18 protein-coding genes are annotated in these 17,048 nt (G+C 40.5%); 11 read left to right on the top strand and 7 right to left on the bottom strand.

All coding sequences use genetic code 11. The annotated features are described in order from the left end of the window. Positions 1 to 282 precede the first annotated feature (282 nt). The 6 genes from rny to QF004_RS12405 all read right to left on the bottom strand — a co-directional run bounded on the left by rny (position 283) and on the right by QF004_RS12405 (position 4,973). The gene (rny, locus tag QF004_RS12430) at positions 283 to 1,857 is read right to left on the bottom strand and encodes a ribonuclease Y (RefSeq protein ID WP_307426804.1); all 1,575 of its coding nucleotides are present in this window, start codon (positions 1,855 to 1,857) and stop codon (positions 283 to 285) included. Between the two features lie 287 nt (positions 1,858 to 2,144). After that, the gene (locus tag QF004_RS12425) at positions 2,145 to 2,432 is read right to left on the bottom strand and encodes a cell division protein ZapA (RefSeq protein ID WP_133439896.1); all 288 of its coding nucleotides are present in this window, start codon (positions 2,430 to 2,432) and stop codon (positions 2,145 to 2,147) included. Further along, entirely contained in the window at positions 2,432 to 2,734 is a 303-nt protein-coding gene (locus tag QF004_RS12420) for a hypothetical protein (protein ID WP_133439895.1), read from the bottom strand. Before QF004_RS12420 ends, QF004_RS12425 begins: the two co-directional genes overlap by 1 nt. A 150-nt stretch (positions 2,735 to 2,884) precedes the next feature. Continuing rightward, positions 2,885 to 3,670 (bottom strand): porin family protein, encoded by a 786-nt coding sequence (locus tag QF004_RS12415; RefSeq protein ID WP_307426800.1) that lies wholly within the window; start codon positions 3,668 to 3,670, stop codon positions 2,885 to 2,887. Between the two features lie 4 nt (positions 3,671 to 3,674). Further along, complete coding sequence (ubiE, locus tag QF004_RS12410) at positions 3,675 to 4,394, bottom strand: bifunctional demethylmenaquinone methyltransferase/2-methoxy-6-polyprenyl-1,4-benzoquinol methylase UbiE (protein ID WP_133439893.1); 720 nt, start codon at positions 4,392 to 4,394, stop codon at positions 3,675 to 3,677. Between the two features lie 6 nt (positions 4,395 to 4,400). Then, complete coding sequence (locus QF004_RS12405) at positions 4,401 to 4,973, bottom strand: hypothetical protein (protein ID WP_307426795.1); 573 nt, start codon at positions 4,971 to 4,973, stop codon at positions 4,401 to 4,403. Positions 4,974 to 5,078: 105 nt separating this feature from the next. Between QF004_RS12405 and QF004_RS12400 the strand changes: the two genes are divergently transcribed. The 4 genes from QF004_RS12400 (at position 5,079) to QF004_RS12385 (ending at position 8,264) form a co-directional block, all read left to right on the top strand. Beyond that, the gene (locus tag QF004_RS12400) at positions 5,079 to 6,146 is read left to right on the top strand and encodes a 3-oxoacyl-ACP synthase III family protein (protein WP_133439891.1); all 1,068 of its coding nucleotides are present in this window, start codon (positions 5,079 to 5,081) and stop codon (positions 6,144 to 6,146) included. Between the two features lie 66 nt (positions 6,147 to 6,212). After that, positions 6,213 to 7,418 carry a metallophosphoesterase gene (locus tag QF004_RS12395; protein ID WP_307426792.1) on the top strand — a complete coding sequence of 402 codons (1,206 nt, stop codon included), beginning with the start codon at positions 6,213 to 6,215 and terminating at the stop codon, positions 7,416 to 7,418. Positions 7,419 to 7,435: 17 nt separating this feature from the next. Then, complete coding sequence (locus QF004_RS12390) at positions 7,436 to 7,930, top strand: GNAT family N-acetyltransferase (RefSeq protein ID WP_307426789.1); 495 nt, start codon at positions 7,436 to 7,438, stop codon at positions 7,928 to 7,930. A 91-nt stretch (positions 7,931 to 8,021) separates the two neighbouring features. Further along, positions 8,022 to 8,264 (top strand): hypothetical protein, encoded by a 243-nt coding sequence (locus QF004_RS12385; protein ID WP_133439889.1) that lies wholly within the window; start codon positions 8,022 to 8,024, stop codon positions 8,262 to 8,264. Between the two features lie 75 nt (positions 8,265 to 8,339). On the opposite strand, the gene alaS is transcribed toward QF004_RS12385, so the two are convergent. After that, positions 8,340 to 10,997, bottom strand: a complete 2,658-nt coding sequence (gene alaS, locus QF004_RS12380; RefSeq protein WP_307426784.1) for an alanine--tRNA ligase — start codon at positions 10,995 to 10,997, stop codon at positions 8,340 to 8,342. 895 nt (positions 10,998 to 11,892) lie between these two features. Between alaS and ureA the strand changes: the two genes are divergently transcribed. From ureA to QF004_RS12345, 7 genes are read left to right on the top strand one after another with little or no spacing between them, the layout of a single operon-like run. Then, on the top strand, positions 11,893 to 12,195 hold the full coding sequence (gene ureA, locus QF004_RS12375) for an urease subunit gamma (protein WP_307426782.1): 303 nt from the start codon (positions 11,893 to 11,895) through the stop codon (positions 12,193 to 12,195). Positions 12,196 to 12,214: 19 nt separating this feature from the next. Beyond that, entirely contained in the window at positions 12,215 to 12,583 is a 369-nt protein-coding gene (gene ureB / locus QF004_RS12370; protein ID WP_133439886.1) for an urease subunit beta, read from the top strand. A 3-nt stretch (positions 12,584 to 12,586) separates the two neighbouring features. Further along, entirely contained in the window at positions 12,587 to 14,308 is a 1,722-nt protein-coding gene (gene ureC, locus QF004_RS12365; protein WP_133439885.1) for an urease subunit alpha, read from the top strand. Between the two features lie 53 nt (positions 14,309 to 14,361). After that, positions 14,362 to 14,913: an urease accessory protein UreE gene (gene ureE / locus QF004_RS12360; RefSeq protein ID WP_307426775.1), complete on the top strand. Its 552-nt coding sequence runs from the start codon at positions 14,362 to 14,364 to the stop codon at positions 14,911 to 14,913. After that, positions 14,906 to 15,595 carry an urease accessory protein UreF gene (locus QF004_RS12355; RefSeq protein WP_307426895.1) on the top strand — a complete coding sequence of 230 codons (690 nt, stop codon included), beginning with the start codon at positions 14,906 to 14,908 and terminating at the stop codon, positions 15,593 to 15,595. Before ureE ends, QF004_RS12355 begins: the two co-directional genes overlap by 8 nt. A 15-nt stretch (positions 15,596 to 15,610) precedes the next feature. Further along, positions 15,611 to 16,249, top strand: a complete 639-nt coding sequence (ureG, locus tag QF004_RS12350; protein ID WP_133439883.1) for an urease accessory protein UreG — start codon at positions 15,611 to 15,613, stop codon at positions 16,247 to 16,249. Further along, positions 16,250 to 17,047, top strand: coding sequence for an urease accessory protein UreD (locus QF004_RS12345; RefSeq protein WP_133439882.1), 798 nt, complete (start codon positions 16,250 to 16,252; stop codon positions 17,045 to 17,047). Position 17,048: the final 1 nt, after the last annotated feature.

Genomic DNA, 17,048 nt, shown 5'->3' with positions numbered 1-17,048 from the left:
AGTTATTTTTTTCAATTCCCTAATATAATAAAAAGAATTAAGAGAAAATTATGGAAATCCGTAATAGGGCAATAAATAATTTTTATACATTTGTCTCAATAATTTTGAAAGCAATTCACAATAAGGATTATTCCGTTGTGAAAACATTTAGCGCCTCGACTACCTTCGGGGCATTTTTATGCTTAAATGTTTCACAGATATTCCTCAAATAAAAATTATTTCAAATCACAAAAAAACTCCTTTCATCACTGAAAGGAGTTTTATATATCATTAATACGAAATTTATCTCGCAATATTCACCGCTCTGGTTTCACGGATTACCGTTACCCGAACTTGTCCCGGATACGTTAATTCGTTTTGAATTTTCTCTGAGATATCATAAGAAAGCTGTGCTGATTGGTCATCGCTTACTTTTCCGCTTTCCACCATTACCCGAAGTTCTCTACCCGCCTGGATTGCATAAGCACTTGAAACACCGTCGAAACTTAGAGCTGCTGCTTCCAGGTCTTTTAGTCTTTGTATATAAGATTCTAAAACCTGTCTTCTTGCGCCCGGTCTTGCTCCGGAAATCGCATCGGCCACCTGAATGATCGGCGATAATAAAGTGGTCATTTCAACCTCATCGTGGTGAGCCCCGATGGCGTTGACAACTTCCGGATTTTCACCGTATTTCTCTGCCCACTGCATTCCCAGAAGGGCGTGTGGCAATTCTGATTCCTGTTCCGGAACTTTTCCGATATCGTGAAGCAAACCGGCTCTTTTCGCTAACTTAACGTTAAGGCCTAATTCTGCCGCCATTGTTCCGGCGATATTCGCAACTTCTCTCGAGTGCTGCAATAAATTCTGTCCATAAGAAGAACGGAACTTCATTCTACCCACGATTTTTACCAGTTCAGGGTGAAGTCCGTGAACTCCCAAATCGATGACGGTTCTTTTACCCACTTCGATGATTTCTTCCTCGATCTGTCTTTTGGTTTTATCTACTACTTCCTCAATTCTAGCCGGGTGAATTCTACCGTCGGTAACCAATCGGTGAAGAGACAGTCTTGCGATCTCTCTTCTTACCGGATCGAAGCATGAAAGCAAAATAGCTTCCGGCGTATCATCAACGATGATCTCAACTCCTGTAGCCGCTTCTAAAGCACGGATATTTCTTCCTTCTCGACCAATAATTCTTCCTTTAACTTCGTCAGATTCGATATTGAATACAGAAACCGAATTTTCGATGGCCTGTTCTGTACCGATTCTCTGAATGGTCTGAATAACGATTTTCTTAGCTTCCTGTTTAGCGTTGAGTTGCGCTTCCGCCATGATGTTCTGAACATGTACCTGCGCTCTTGTTTTGGCTTCTGCTTTCAAAGCTTCTACCAGTTCGTTCTTCGCATCTTCGGCAGAATATCCGGAGATTCTTTCCAGGATTTCTACTTTCTGTGCCGTAACCGCATCCAGTTCCTGCTGTTTTCTTTCGAGAATTTCGTGTTTTTTACTGTAATCAGCAATTTGACGGTCGAGGTCTTTCTCCAGTTTGCCTGTTTTGCTTAATTCATCATTAAGTTTCTGCTCTTTGTCTTTGATTCTTTTTTCAGAATCCTGCATTTTTCTTTCTCTGGACTGAATGTCTGCGTCATGTTGCGATTTCAGTTCCATGAATTTTTCCTTGGCCTGAAAATGCTTTTCTTTCTTAATGGATTCTGCCTGTACGGTGGCTTTTTCTATAAGGTTCTCGGCGTTTTTCTTTGCATCTTCTACGATGAATTTCGCTTTTGTGTTAAGAGCACTTTTGGAAAAAACCATTCCAATTACCGCTCCTACAACCAAGCAAACAATACCGATAATAATAATGGTGATTGTTGTCATATATGTTTAGTTTAATATTAAGTTTGTTAAAAATCAAGCCGTTAGCTTCAAAATCATTTCAATTTGAAACCTCTACGACCTTGATTATGGGTTAAAAAAAACCTACAACAGTTCACGGATTTAGAGTAAACTCCTAATCAACACGATTTGAACTGTTTTTTATTTTCTGTAATCCGAGCATGTCGGCACGCCATTAAATAAACTTTCGTTCGGTAATAGTTTTGCGTTGAGTTTACCTGTAATGTGTTAGAACTATTGTAGGCAGTTGTTGAGTGAAAAAGAAAAATCTACTTTTCCAACTCTTCCAAAAATTGATTGATATTCATCAACCGCTCCGTGGAATCTTTTATATTTTTATCGTTGTTGATCTGTGCCACTTCAGCGTTGGTTCCTAATTTTAAGCAACACATCGCCAAAGCATCCTGTTTGTCTCTAACGTCAAAATTCTGTTCAAAATCTTTAATCATTGCTTCAATCTGTTTCCCGACTTTGCGCAAAGTTTCTTCTTCGGCGGAGGGTACATTCAGCGGATAACTTCTGCCGGCAATGGTGATGGTTATTCTTCTTACATCCATTACAATCCACTGTTTTGAAGTTCCGCAATACAATAATCCACTTCTTTGATCAACCGGTTGATATGGTTCTTCATCAATCGGTTATGATCCGGATTTCCTGATATTGCTGAATAAAGTTTTATATCTTTTTGTTCTTCTGCTAAAACCTGGTTTCTTTTTCTTTCCTCTTCGTATTTCATCTTCAGCTCTTCATGCTCCTGATTTAATTCGATATATTTTTCGTTAAGATTCTCGTAATTTTTTTTTACCGCCAAAATCTTCTTTTCTAAAAGCGAAAAATTATTTTCTAAATCTTTGAGCATTTCTCCAGGTTAATTTATTCTAACTCTGTAGCAAAAATATAAAAAATTAATTTGAAAGTATAACTTATTGAGTACTAATTTTAGAAATTGCGAAATAAAAAAGAGAAAGTCTTAGAACCTTCTCCCTGTTATTAAAAAACCATCCCTTTTTTATTCAAATTTCAATACAAACATGAACGCTCTGGTTTTCGCACTCGAGATTGCTGATGACCAGTAGGGCGGCGTTTCGGCATTATCTGCCACAGATTCATTATTGATCATAAAGGTTCCCCTGAAGCCCGGCGTCAGTTTAAACCTGCTGAAATAAAACTGAATTCCCACTTCTGCCGACCAGGCCAGATTACTCCCCGTGGTACGGAAAATCCCCTGCTGATTGTCGTCTTCTGCCTTGCTGTTGGATTGCAGATTCATCATCCAGTTGACCCCGGTGGCGGCATAAGGTCGGGAATTATACCAACGGTCACCGTGAACCTCTATTAACAGAGGAATATCTACGTAAGTTGATTTTACAGTTCTTAATTTATCAGCATCCGTTAAAACTCTCGGCGCAAAAGGTTGATTGGCCGGCGTCCCTGCCGCAAACTGATCGTTGGACTGCGTGTCGAAATAAATTTCGCGTTCCACGAACTGCAGACCCGGTTCGATTCTTAAATCGAAATAATCGCTTAATCTTAACTTCCCGATTAAACCGGCGCCGAAACTATAGGCAGATTTGGTCTGTACCAAATTCTTTTGCCCATCCATCCCGAACTTAGGATCAAGAACCAGTTTGTAATCGAAATTATTGCCAGCGAGGTAAAATCCATAACTGAATTTCTGCTCATCAAATCCTTCCAGATGATCCATCCTGTCTTTGGTCCGGAACAACTGTGCATTGCTAAATGTTGCAAAACAAAAGGCAGCAACGATGCTCGTTTTAAAAAAGTTTTTCAACATATTATTATTTGGTGGCCTTATAAATGGTTGCGATTCCTAAACTTAGTTTTTTGTATTCTACTTTTCGAAATCCAACATTTAATAAAATGGTTTTCATTTTTTCTCCAAAAGGAAAAGCATTTACAGAATCCGGCAAGTAGGTATATGCGCGGTTATCTTTTGAAACCAATTTACCGATTTGAGGTAAGATATTTTTAAAATAAAACATATAAAATGGAGCTAAAAAACCTTCTACTTTGGAAAACTCCAGAATATAAACGCTCTTTCCCTCTTTCACTACCCTTTTCAATTCTGAAAGCCCTTTTTCTAAATTCTCGAAATTACGCACTCCAAATGCAACGGAAACCGCATCAAATTTATTGCTTTCAAAAGGAAGATTTTCTGCATCTCCTTTGATCATTTCGATTTGTTCGGTCAAATTAATCTTCCTGATTTTTTCTATCCCTACGTTCAGCATTTGCTGCGAAAGATCCAAACCAATCATTTTTGCACCGGTTCCTTTTTGTACGGCGATTGCTAAATCTCCGGTTCCGGTGGCCACATCCAAAACCTCTTTCGGCTGATCAGCATTCATCCACTTCACCAGGGTATTTCTCCATAAAACATCTATTTTCATAGAGAGCACATGATTCAGCAGATCATATTTCGGTGCGATATTGTCGAACATATCTTCGACTTCTTTTTTCTTGCCGGCTTCGGTATTGTAAGGGGTAACTTGGTTCAAGGTGTCTTATTTAAATTGATAATATTCTTTATAATAATTCAAAAAATCTTCTTTCCGGAAAATTTTTGTTCTGGATTCTACTTTCTGGATGTTTTTTACTATTCCATCATACTTTTCGTCGATATTGTAATAAAAAGCATCGGTATATAATTTATTAAAATGAACGGGAGCATTCAGATATAATTTCCCGTCGATATTGGTTTGTTTTCTCGCCGCGATCAAAGAGTCCTTATTTAATCCATAGCCATAAAACTGTTCGTTGATATAATAATCCCGGTGAGCGATATTCAGCAGGCCGCGGTTTTTATTCACCACAAAACCTGAATCATACAGCATTTTTTTTTGACCGTCAAAAACTTTAATCTCGTTTTTGCCTTTCTTTAAATCAACATGCACTTTCTGCCCTGCCGAAATAATGTTTTCTGTCCCGTTATTAATAGTAAAATAAAAAGTATTTTCGGTGGGATTATCCACCAGGTAATAATTTTTTTTCGCTAAAAAGAAATTATAAATCCCGAAGGCGACCAATACAGTAATGACTGAAATAATTAAACCTTTGGTAGATGCACTGATTTTCATATAAAATATTGTGGTGAAAAAACTTTTGCAAATTTAATAATAATTTTGTTTTACTACGGTACAATAATAATTCTTAAATTTGCCCTAAATTTTTCATATCATTATATGCCCAATACAATCATAATCGGATCAGGAAGTTACATTCCTACTAAGGTAATCGGTAAAGAATACTTCATGGACTCTGTTTTTTACACCGACGAAGGTGAAAAAATCGACAAACCGAACGAAGAAGTCATTCAAAAATTTGTAGAAATCACCGAAATTGAAACCCGATGCTACCTGGAAGAAGACGAATTTAACTCTGATTTGGGATACCGCGCGGCAAAAGAAGCCATCGCGGACGCAAAAATAGACCAGGAAGATTTAGACTATATTATTTACGCCAGTAATTTTGGTGAAGTTGACCAAAACGGAATGACCAACTTCATGCCTTCGATGTCTTCCAGAGTGAAAAACAAACTCAACATTAAAAACAGAAGAACCGTAAATTACGACATGATTTTTGGCTGCCCCGGTTGGGTAGAAGCCATGATTTTGGCAGATACGCTTATTAAAGCTAAAAAAGCAAAATTAATATTGGTGGTAGGATCTGAAACCCTAAGCCGAGTAACCGACGCATTTGACCGCAACAAAATGATTTTTGCCGATGGGGCCGGAGCGGTCGTTGTACAGGCAACCGACGATGAAACCGTGGGAATCATTGCCGATTCAACCATTTGTGATAACGGACCGGAATTAAACTATCTCGAAAATGCACCTTCTTTAAAAAAAGATGAAGACCGCAGACCTTTATACATCAGAATGCACGGTAGAAAAATCTACGAATATGCCTTGAAAAATGTTCCTGATGCGATTAAAGAAACCATTGACAAAGCAAATTTAACCATCGACGATATCGATAAAATCTTAATTCACCAGGCAAATGCCAAAATGGATTATGCCATGATCTCCCGCTTGTTTAAACTCTACGGCAGAACAGATTACGATCACGCGGTTTCGCCAATGACGATTCAATATCTAGGAAACTCTTCTGTGGCTACAATACCAACCATGTTCGATTTAATTAGGAAAGGAAAAATGGAGGGTCAATCATTCAAAGAAAAAGGAAATATCGTCTTCACTTCGGTAGGAGCCGGAATGAACATCAACGCGATTGTTTACCGTTTTCCTTAATTAACAAGTCACAAAATAAAGAAAAGCACAAAATTTGTTTTGTGCTTTTTTATTGATCTAAAAATTATGCAAAGAAATATTTTAATAATTACCGGAATTTTATTCGCCCTTGAATTTTATGTGTATCAGGCTTTTAAAACCGTCACAAACAATAATTCCCTTCGGATTGCTTATTGGGCAATTACGGTTTTGGTGTATTTATTTTTCATTTATGAAGTCCTTAATTTCAAACGTACAGAACGCGATCATCAGCAGGTACAGATTGTCGCTTCGGTATTTTTAGTTTTTTTACTTCCTAAACTTTTTGTGGTTTTCTTTCTTTTGATCGAAGATTTCGGACGGGGAATTAAATATACCGTTCAATTATTTGGCACGGCCGAAAATCACATTCCCGAACGCAGGAAATTTTTAAGTATCGTCGGAATAGGAACTGCAGCACTGCTTTCAGGTTTATTTCTGGATGGGATTGTTTTTGGAAAATACAGGCATTCGATAAGAAAAGTGAAATTAAAGATAGCGGGTTTGCCGAAAAGTTTCAGCGGTTACAAAATCGTGCAGATTTCCGATGTCCACGCCGGCAGTTTTCTCCGTCCCGAAAAACTGCAGAAAGCCATCGATTTAATTAATGAGCAAAAACCAGATTTAGTCCTGTTTACCGGCGATATGGTCAATAATTACGCCAGCGAGTTTAAACCTTTTGTGGACTTATTCCAAAGCATACAGTCGAAAGACGGCAAGTTTTCAATTCTCGGAAATCATGATTACGGCGATTACGGTACCTGGAATTCGGCGGCCGAAAAAGCACAGAACATTCCCAATTTAATTGAATTACAAAAACAGGCCGGCTTTGAAATGCTTAGAAATGAGCACCGGATCATTGAAAAAAACGGCGAAAAACTGTATGTACTTGGTGTAGAAAACTGGGGCGAAAAACCTTTTCCACAATATGGAGATTTGGATGAAGCGTCTTATGGGATCCCTGCCGAAGCTGCGAAATTATTGATGAGCCACGATCCCACGCATTTTGATGCCATCGTAAAAAATCATCCTTCCAATGTACAGCTCACGCTTTCGGGGCACACCCACGGCATGCAGTTTGGGCTTGATCTGAAAAACGTCCGTTGGTCTCCGGTGCAGTACCGTTATAAAAAATGGGCAGATTTATATGAAAGCAATGGAAAATCGCTTTATGTCAACCGGGGCTTTGGCGTGATCGGTTATCCCGGAAGAGTCGGCATCGATCCTGAAATAACCTTACTGGAATTGAGTTAATTAAAAAATAAAACCTCATGGTTGAATTTATAAAAGCAGCGGAAAAAGACATTCCTCTTCTTCAGCAACTGGCAGAAAAATCCTGGAATGCAGCCTACAGAAACATTCTCCCGCAAGATCAGATCGATTATATGTTGAAGGAAATGTATTCTCAGCAGGAAATTTCTGACCAGCTCAAAAATCCAAATTATCACTATTACTTCATTTTAAATAATGGGAGCGCTGCCGGATTTATCGGTTTCGAATTTCATTATGAAAAAGACACTGCCAAACTCCACCGCATTTATCTTTTAGAAGAATTCAAAGGAAAAGGTCTCGGCAAAAAAGCCATCAATTTCTTAAAAGAAAAAGTCGCAGAAACTTCAGACAGGAGAATTATCCTGAACGTCAACAAAGATAATCCTGCAAAAAAAATTTATGAATCGCAAGGATTTTCGGTATTTGCAGAAGGTATTTTTGACATCGGAAACGGTTATGTAATGGATGATTACTTAATGGAATACCGGTTTTAAATCCTCATTTTCACCCGGAAAAAATAAGAGCTTTTTTTATTTGGTACGATTTTAGAATTGTTAATTTTATTAACATTAAAAAATTAAAATTATGACACGTACTAATTTATTCTCAAAGATCCAGATTTTCGCATTGGCAGTGATGGCAAACTTTGCCGTAGTTTTGGTAAAAGCGCAGGAAAAAGCTTCCGATTTAAAAGTGGATGTAGATGTGAACAAAGGAAATGACGCGATGGGCGGAGACTGGATGAGTAATCCACTGGTTTGGGTAGTCGGTGCATTGGTACTGATCGTTATCATTGCATTGGTTGCAAGAGGTGGCGGAAACAAATAAACGACCTCATCATCAACAAAAATCCCGAAGATTGTAAAATTTTCGGGATTTTTTGTTAAAATTTCTGTTGCTTTTTTACAGAGCGAGTGCTTTTTGATAAGCGTTTTCAATTCCATCCAGGTTTTTTCCACCTGCTGTTGCAAAGCCCGGATTTCCGCCGCCGCCGCCCTGGATCTCCTTAGCCAAATCTTTCACGATATTTCCCGCGTGGTATTTTGCTTCTAAATCTGAAGATACGCCTACGGTAATCATCGGTTTCCCATCCGCATCAGAAAGGACGATAATCACTGAATTCGCAACATCTTTCTTCAACTGGAACACAATATCTTTCACGCTACCGGCATCCAGAGAAACTTTCTTCACCAGTAATTTTTTATCTTCTTTCTGAACGAAATCATTGGCCCAGTTCGACGTTTCAGATTTTGCTTTCTCTTTTTTCAAAGATTCTATTTCAGATTTTAAAGAAGTATTTTCCTCGATCAGTTTCTCCACTGATTTTGTAAGCTCTTTTGACTTTAATAAAGAAGAAATCTCTTTCAGCTGGGTTTCCAAATTCCTGAAATAAGCCGCAGACTGATCTCCGGAAATCGCTTCTATTCTACGGATTCCGGCTGCAGTAGAACTTTCGTTCTGAATTTTAAAATGACCGATTTCTCCCGTATGTTTCACATGCGTTCCCCCACACAGTTCTTTGGAAGAACCGAACTGAATCATTCTTACTTTATCGCCGTATTTCTCACCGAAAAGTGCCATTGCTCCTTTTTCCATGGCTTCCGTAATTGGGATTTCACGGAATTCCTGAAGGGCAATATTTTCTTTGATTTTTGCATTCACCTTTTCTTCAACCACTTTCAAATCTTCTTCACTGATTTTAGAAAAATGGGAAAAATCAAAACGCAGATAATCCGGACCTACGAAAGATCCTTTCTGTTCCACGTGTGTCCCTAAAACTTCGCGCAGCGCTTCGTGAAGCAAATGCGTCACCGAGTGATTCGCCTGAGTATTTCTTCTTTCCGATTCGTTTACTTTAGCATAAAAAACTGCACCTGCATCTTTCGGCAAATCTTTAATTAAAGAGACGATCAGATTATTTTCTTTTCTGGTTTCCAGCACTTCGATGATTTCTGAACAGTCTGTAATATCAAAAACGCTTGGATTTGAAATATCAAAACCTGCGGTATAACTGGGAATTAAAATTCCCTTGTCACCCACTTGCCCGCCACCTTCAGGATAGAATGGCGATTTGGAAAGCACGATCTGATAAAACTCACCGTCTTTATTTTCTATTTTCCGGTATCTTGTAATATAGGTTTCAGTTTCCAGGACATCATACCCTACAAAAGATTCTGTTTTTTCCTCTAAAACAACCCAGTCATAAACTTTTTGTGCGGATGATTTTTTGGAACGCTGTTTCTGCTTGGTCATTTCTTCTTCAAAACCTTGCTCATCAACGGTCAACTGTTTTTCTTCAGCGATGATTCTCGATAAATCCGCGGGGAAACCGTACGTATCGTACAATTCGAAAACATCCACGCCGGAAAGGGTTTTCTGTCCTTTTGAAATCGTATCGTTAATAATTAAATCAATTCTTTTTAAACCGTGTTCGATGGTTTTCAGGAAAGAAGTTTCTTCTTCTTTGATCACTTCCGTCACCAGTTTTTGCTGTTTAACCAGTTCAGGGAAAAAGTCGCCCATTTCGGTTCTTAAAACAGCCACCAATTCAAAAAGGAAAGCTTCTTTCATTCCTAAAAATCGGTAAGCATACGAGATTCCGCGGCGCAAAATCCTGCGGATTACGTAACCAGCGCCACCGTTTGAAGGCAACTGTCCATCGGCAATTGCAAAAGTAACCGCCCGGATATGATCGACCACCACGCGGATGGCAATATCTTTTTCGTCTTCTAAAATTCCGGTATATTTTTTTCCTGAAAGTTCTTCTACTTTTTGAATTAAAGGCGTGAAAACATCGGTATCATAATTCGAAGTTTTGCCTTGTAAAGCCATACACAAACGCTCAAAACCCATTCCGGTATCTACGTGCTGCTTTGGCAGTTTTTCCAGACTTCCGTCGGCTTTTCTGTTGAATTCCATAAAAACGAGATTCCAGACTTCTACCACTTGCGGGTGATCGTTATTCACCAACTCCAAACCGGAAACTCTGGCTTTCTCTTCGTTTGTTCTGATATCGACATGAATTTCGGAACAAGGTCCACAAGGTCCGCTCTCGCCCATTTCCCAGAAATTATCTTTTTTATTTCCGTTAATGATCCGGTCTTCAGAAATATGAGCTTTCCAGAAATTGTAGGCATCCTGGTCGCGGTCTAAGTTTTCGGAAGCATCACCTTCAAAAACAGTAACATATAAATTTTCTTTCGGAATCTTATAAACTTCTGTCAGTAATTCCCAGGCATAACCAATGGCTTCTTTTTTAAAATAATCACCAAATGACCAGTTCCCTAACATTTCAAACATCGTGTGATGGTAAGTATCGCGGCCGACATCGTCCAAATCATTATGCTTCCCGGAAACTCTCAGACATTTTTGTGTGTCTGCAATTCGCGGTGATTTCGGTTCTTTATAACCTAAAAAGTAATCCTTAAACTGGGTCATTCCAGAATTGGAGAACATCAAAGTAGGATCGTCTTTCAGTACAATCGGCGCTGACGGTACGATCAGGTGATTTTTACTTTTAAAATAGTCTAAAAACTGCTGGCGTATATTTTGTGAAGTCATAGTTGATTTTGGCTTTTAGCGATTGGCTTTGGGCGAATTTATAAGAATGCAAATTTAAGAAATTTTTGACTGAAAAAACAGATTGATTTTTCGGAACTTAAGAGAGGTATTATTCTCAGTAAATATCTAATTTTTTAACCAAGGGATTTTTTATACTCCTTAGCCTTTCCTTAATTAAACAAAGAAGAATGAATAAATTGAACTGATTAAGCGGAAGTTTAGAACTGAAACTGCTGAAAGCGTTCATCCAAGCCCTCGACAAAGGCAGATTTAAAACATGTATTTCCGGTTAAGACAGATCATTGTAAGGAGGTGCAACAGCGCTGCCCCCAACCAACGCTCACTATCACAAAAAAACCAATTCCACTATCCGCAAAATTTAACACTCATGTATCAATTTTTAACATTTATTTATACATAAATAGTTGTTAATTTGTATAACAAAGTAAAGAAAACCAAGTAATGTTCACTCATTGTTTTGATTAAATTGATACCCGCTGTTTGGAAAGATCAGCTGTTGCCATTTTCCCGTTGTATCCAGACAGTTCTGTCATTTCAAATCTCAGCAATAATGAGAATACCCAAAGGTTCCTTTTCCGAAACTGATCATGATAAAGATTTTGCCGCTTAAGATAAAGGCACGAAAAACCGGTATGTATTCTACTTCCGGAAAACTGCAGTGGAGTGCTTTTCAGATGAAGGCACAGGAGAACTGTGTTTCGTGCACCTATTTTATTTTTTAATTTACCATTGCAGGCAGATTCATTAGCAGTCAATGCAGATGGTGGTTCTATGAAATGATCCGTTACATTTTGTTTTCAGAGCAAGCCTTTTTAGTTTTTCTGTAAACATGGAGCAATAGCTGTTAAACTTAAAATTAATTAAAAATACTGAGATGCATTTAACACCACGAGAAATCGAAAAACTGATGCTGCACACCGCTGGAGAACTTGCTCTGAAAAGAAAAGCAAGGGGTGTGAAACTGAATTACCCCGAATCTATAGCCCTGATCAGTCATTTTGTGATGGAAGGAGCAAGAGACGGAAAACGCGTTGCCGACCTCATGCACGAAGGCGCAAATATTCTTACGAGAGATGACGTGATGACCGGCGTGCCCGAAATGATCCATGACATACAGATTGAAGCAACGTTCCCCGACGGAACCAAAATGGTGAGCGTGCACAATCCTATCCGATAATCTCAAAAAACAAAGCATTATGATACCTGGAGAAATATTTGTAAAAGAAGGCACGATTATCTGTAATGAAGGCAGGCCGACCGTAAAAATAAAAGTGACCAATACCGGCGACCGACCCATACAGGTAGGTTCGCATTATCATTTTTTTGAAGTAAACAAAGCGATGTTGTTTAACCGCGATGAAGCCTTCGGAAAAAGACTGAATATCATATCAAGTACTGCAGTCCGTTTTGAGCCCGGCGAAGAAAAAGAAGTAGAACTGGTAGAGATTGGAGGAGACCGGAATTTCTACGGTTTCGACAATCTTGTAAGCGGATCTATCGACTCTCAGGAGGTGAAAGACCGGGCACTTGCTAAAATGAAATCTTTGAACTATAAATCTTTATAAAAAATGAGTTTAGAAGTAGACAGAAAACAGTACGCGAATATCCTTGGACCTACAACGGGTGATAAAATTCGTCTTGGAGATACCAATCTGATCATAGAAGTAGAAGACGACTTCGGAATTTATGGCGATGAATCTATTTTTGGTGGCGGCAAAACCGTACGCGACGGAATGGGACAGAATTCTACATTTCTAAGATCACAGGGCGTTCTGGATCTGTGCATTACCCGCGCAATTCTGATCGATCACTGGGGAATTGTAAAAGCAGATATCGGGATTAAAGACGGCAAAATCGTCGGGATCGGTAAAGCAGGAAACCCAGATACCATGGATGGAATTACCCCCGGAATGATTATCGGCGCTTCTACAGAAGTCCACAACGGTGCCGGAATGATCGTTACAGCGGGTGGAATCGATACTCATGTTCACTTTATTTCCCCGCAGCAGATCGAAACTTCACTCTACAGTGGAATCACTACGATGATCGGTGGAGGAACCGGACCAAATGACGGCAGCAATGCCACAACCTCAACACCGGGAAAATTCAATATTCAGAGAATGATGGAGGCCACTGAAGCCTTTCCCATGAATCTGGGATTTTTCGGCAAAGGAAACTGCTCCACCGTGGAACCTCTGGAAGAACAGATCGAAGCCGGCGCACTGGGGCTTAAGGTCCACGAAGACTGGGGCGCTACTCCGGCAGTAATCGACGCATCGCTGAAAGTAGCCGATAAATACGATATCCAGATCGCCATCCATACCGACACCCTGAATGAAAGCGGATTCCTGGAAGATACCATTGCCGCCATCGACGGACGGGTAATCCACACATTCCATACGGAAGGCGCGGGAGGAGGCCATGCTCCGGACATTATCAAAGCCGCGATGTATCCAAACGTATTACCGGCTTCTACCAACCCTACCCGTCCGTTTACCGTGAACACGATCGATGAACATTTAGACATGCTGATGGTTTGCCATCATTTGAGTAAAGAGATTCCCGAAGATGTCGCTTTTGCCGATTCCCGTATTCGTCCGGAAACAATCGCAGCCGAAGACATCCTTCATGACATGGGCGTTTTCAGCATCATGAGTTCCGATTCCCAGGCGATGGGACGTTGCGGAGAAGTCATTATGAGAACATGGCAGACCGCCGATAAGATGAAATTGCAGCGCAAGGAACTGGAAGAAGACAAAGGCAAAGGAAATGACAATTTCCGCGTTAAAAGATACATCGCAAAATATACCATCAACCCTGCCATCGCGCATGGAATCTCCGACTATGTAGGATCACTGGAAGTGGGCAAGATCGCCGATTTCGTCATTTGGAAACCTGCATTTTTCGGGGTAAAACCTGAAATGATCGTAAAAAGCGGCTTTGTAAGTGCCAGTAAAATGGGCGATGCTAATGCCTCGATCCCAACACCACAGCCAATCGTTTACAAAACGATGTTCGGTGGTTTCGGCACCGCGGTACAGAAAACGAGCATCACCTTCGTTTCCCAGGCATCCATCGAAAACGGAACCATTAACAGCTATCAGCTCAACAGGATTTTCCTGCCGGTGAAAAACTGCCGCAACATCGGTAAAAAAGACTTGATTCACAATGACAAAACTCCGAACATTGAAGTCAATCCCGAAAACTACAAAGTATATGTGGACGGCGAGTACATCACCTGTGATCCGGTGGAAGAACTGCCGTTGGCACAAAGATATTTCCTTTTTTAAAATTAAACTGAAACTGCGGGAGCTCGCTTCACGGTGGACTTCCGTATTTTTTTATGAGCGAAATCGAGGACAAAAAACCAATCTCAACAATGATTATTAACGAAATTTCAGGCAATCTTTCTGAAAGGCCTCTTCATGGTAAAACCGTAGATTATCTGGATCTGGAATGGTATGAAACAACCAAAAGAATTCAGCGCAAAAATACAGTACAGGGACAGGAGATCGCGATTAAATTTCTGCGCGAAGGACAGCGCCTGCGCGAAGGTGATATCCTGTTTGAAAATCAGGAGAAAATTGTCGCCGTAAACGTACTGGAGACCGATGCAATCGTCATAACTCCAAAATCGATGCTCGAAATGGGAACCGTGTGTTACGAAATCGGTAACAAACACATTCCGCTCTTCATCCAGGACGGCGAAGTTTTGCTGCCTTTTGAAATGCCCATGTTCCGCTGGCTGGACGCGGCAGGCTATCAACCTGAAAAAAGAAAAAAGAAACTGCTCAACTTGCTTAAATCAAATGTAGAACCGCACGGACACGGCAGTTTGGGATCGTCCCTTTTTACTAAAATATTAAAAATGGCTTCTTCTAAAGATGATGAATAAACAGTTCCTGGCAACACTGCTGCATATCTCAGACCCTGCGCTTCCTATTGGGGGCTACTCGCATTCCAACGGTCTGGAAACCTACATACAGAACAGGATTGTAAACGACCTCAAAACCGCGAAGGAATTTGTGGAAAACATGATCCGCTACAACCTGAAATACAATGACGGCGCGTTTGTAAAACTGGCCTATAATGCGGCAGAAAAAGGGGAATTACATGAAATCCTTAAACTGGATCAGGAATGCCTTGCACTGAAAGCGCCTATGGAGATCAGGCAGGCGAGCCAAAAACTTGGGCTGCGGTTTATTAAAATTTTTAAACGCTACCGTTCTTCCCAGCTTTTGGAAGACTACGAAGCCGAAATTAAAAAAGGAAATGCGTTCTCCAATTACTGTATCGCTTTCGGAATCTACGCGCATCTACTGGAAATTCCATTGCAAGATGCACTCTTCGGCTTTTATTACAGTTCCGCTGCAGGAATGATCACCAATGCCGTGAAACTCGTTCCATTGGGTCAGCTTGATGGGCAGGACATCCTATTCCAAATGTACCCCGTCATTGAAAAAACAGCCAGCGAAACCATAGAACTGGACCGCAGTTATGTGGGACTGTGCAACACGTCGTTCGATATCCGCTGCATGCAGCACGAAAGATTATATTCAAGACTTTATATGTCTTAACATTAAATTAAAAAAATGGAAAACAGAAAATATATTAAAGTAGGCGTAGCCGGTCCCGTAGGATCAGGCAAAACTGCACTGCTGGAAAAATTAAGCCGTAAACTTTATGGCATTTACGATATGGGCGTCATCACCAATGATATTTACACCAAAGAAGACGCCGAATTCATGACCCACAACAGTCTTCTGCCGCGCGACCGGATCATAGGCGTAGAAACCGGCGGGTGTCCCCACACCGCAATCCGCGAAGACGCAAGTATGAATCTGGAAGCGGTCGACGAACTGGCCAACCGATTCCCGGATATCGAGCTGATCTTTATCGAAAGCGGTGGCGATAATCTCTCTGCTACTTTCAGCCCTGATCTTGCAGATGTCACCATCTTTATCATTGATGTTGCTGAAGGCGAAAAGATTCCGCGAAAAGGCGGCCCGGGAATCACACGCTCCGATCTTTTGGTGATCAACAAGATCGACCTGGCACCGTATGTAGGCGCAAGTCTTGAAGTGATGGAAAATGACTCCCGCCGGATGAGAAACGGATCACCGTTCGTTTTCACCAATCTGAAAACAGAAGAAGGCTTGGACAAAGTCATCGGATGGCTCAAAAAATATGCACTGCTGGAAAATGCGGAAGAACCGGAATTACTGAGATAAATGGAATGCAGACTGAATATCACCGCCGGATATAAAGAAGGAAAATCCTACATCAAAGATCTTTATGTGGGAACCCCTTTCCGTGTGGTTTCTGTAGGACAACGGAAAAGAGACAACAAACTTTATCAGATGATCATGAGTACGTCACCGGGAATCCTGGACGGCGACCAGTACATTATAGGGATCAGTCTGGAAGAACAGAGCCGCTTGCAGCTGGCTTCGCAGTCGTATCAGCGGCTGTTTGATATGGAAAATAAAGCCACCCAAAATCTGACGGTCGATATTGGGGATCACGCTTTTTTCGCTTTCGTTCCCCACCCGGTAGTTCCGCACGAGAATTCAAATTTTGAAAGCCGGGCAAAAATTACATTGGGAAAAGAAAGCAGCGTATTGATCAGCGAGATTATTACCTGCGGAAGAAAACACTACGGTGAAGTTTTTAAGTTGAAAAAATTCCACAACCTGACCGAGGTTTTCCATGAAGGGAAACTGATCGTAAAAGATAATGTTCTCATAGAACCGGGGCGAATACCCATCCAGAATATAGGCATTCTCGAAGATTTCACCCATCAGGGAAGTTTGATTTTTGTGAGCACCAAAAAAGACACTGATAAAACAGAACTTGTCAATCATCTGGTAGAAAAATCAAAAGACTTTCCCGAAGTGGAAATCGGAATTTCTGCACTGGAAAGCGGCGGATTTGTAGTAAGGGCATTGTCGCACGGTGCCGAAGTGATGTATAATTATTTTCTCGCAGTACAGGATTTCCTGTGGGAAGAAAAGATTTTAACTCCCTAAA

Origin of the sequence: Chryseobacterium sp. MDT2-18 (genome assembly GCF_030815285.1) — a bacterium.
GTDB classification, from domain to species: domain Bacteria; phylum Bacteroidota; class Bacteroidia; order Flavobacteriales; family Weeksellaceae; genus Kaistella; species Kaistella salivictor.
This window is presented reverse-complemented; position numbering and strand designations above follow the sequence as displayed.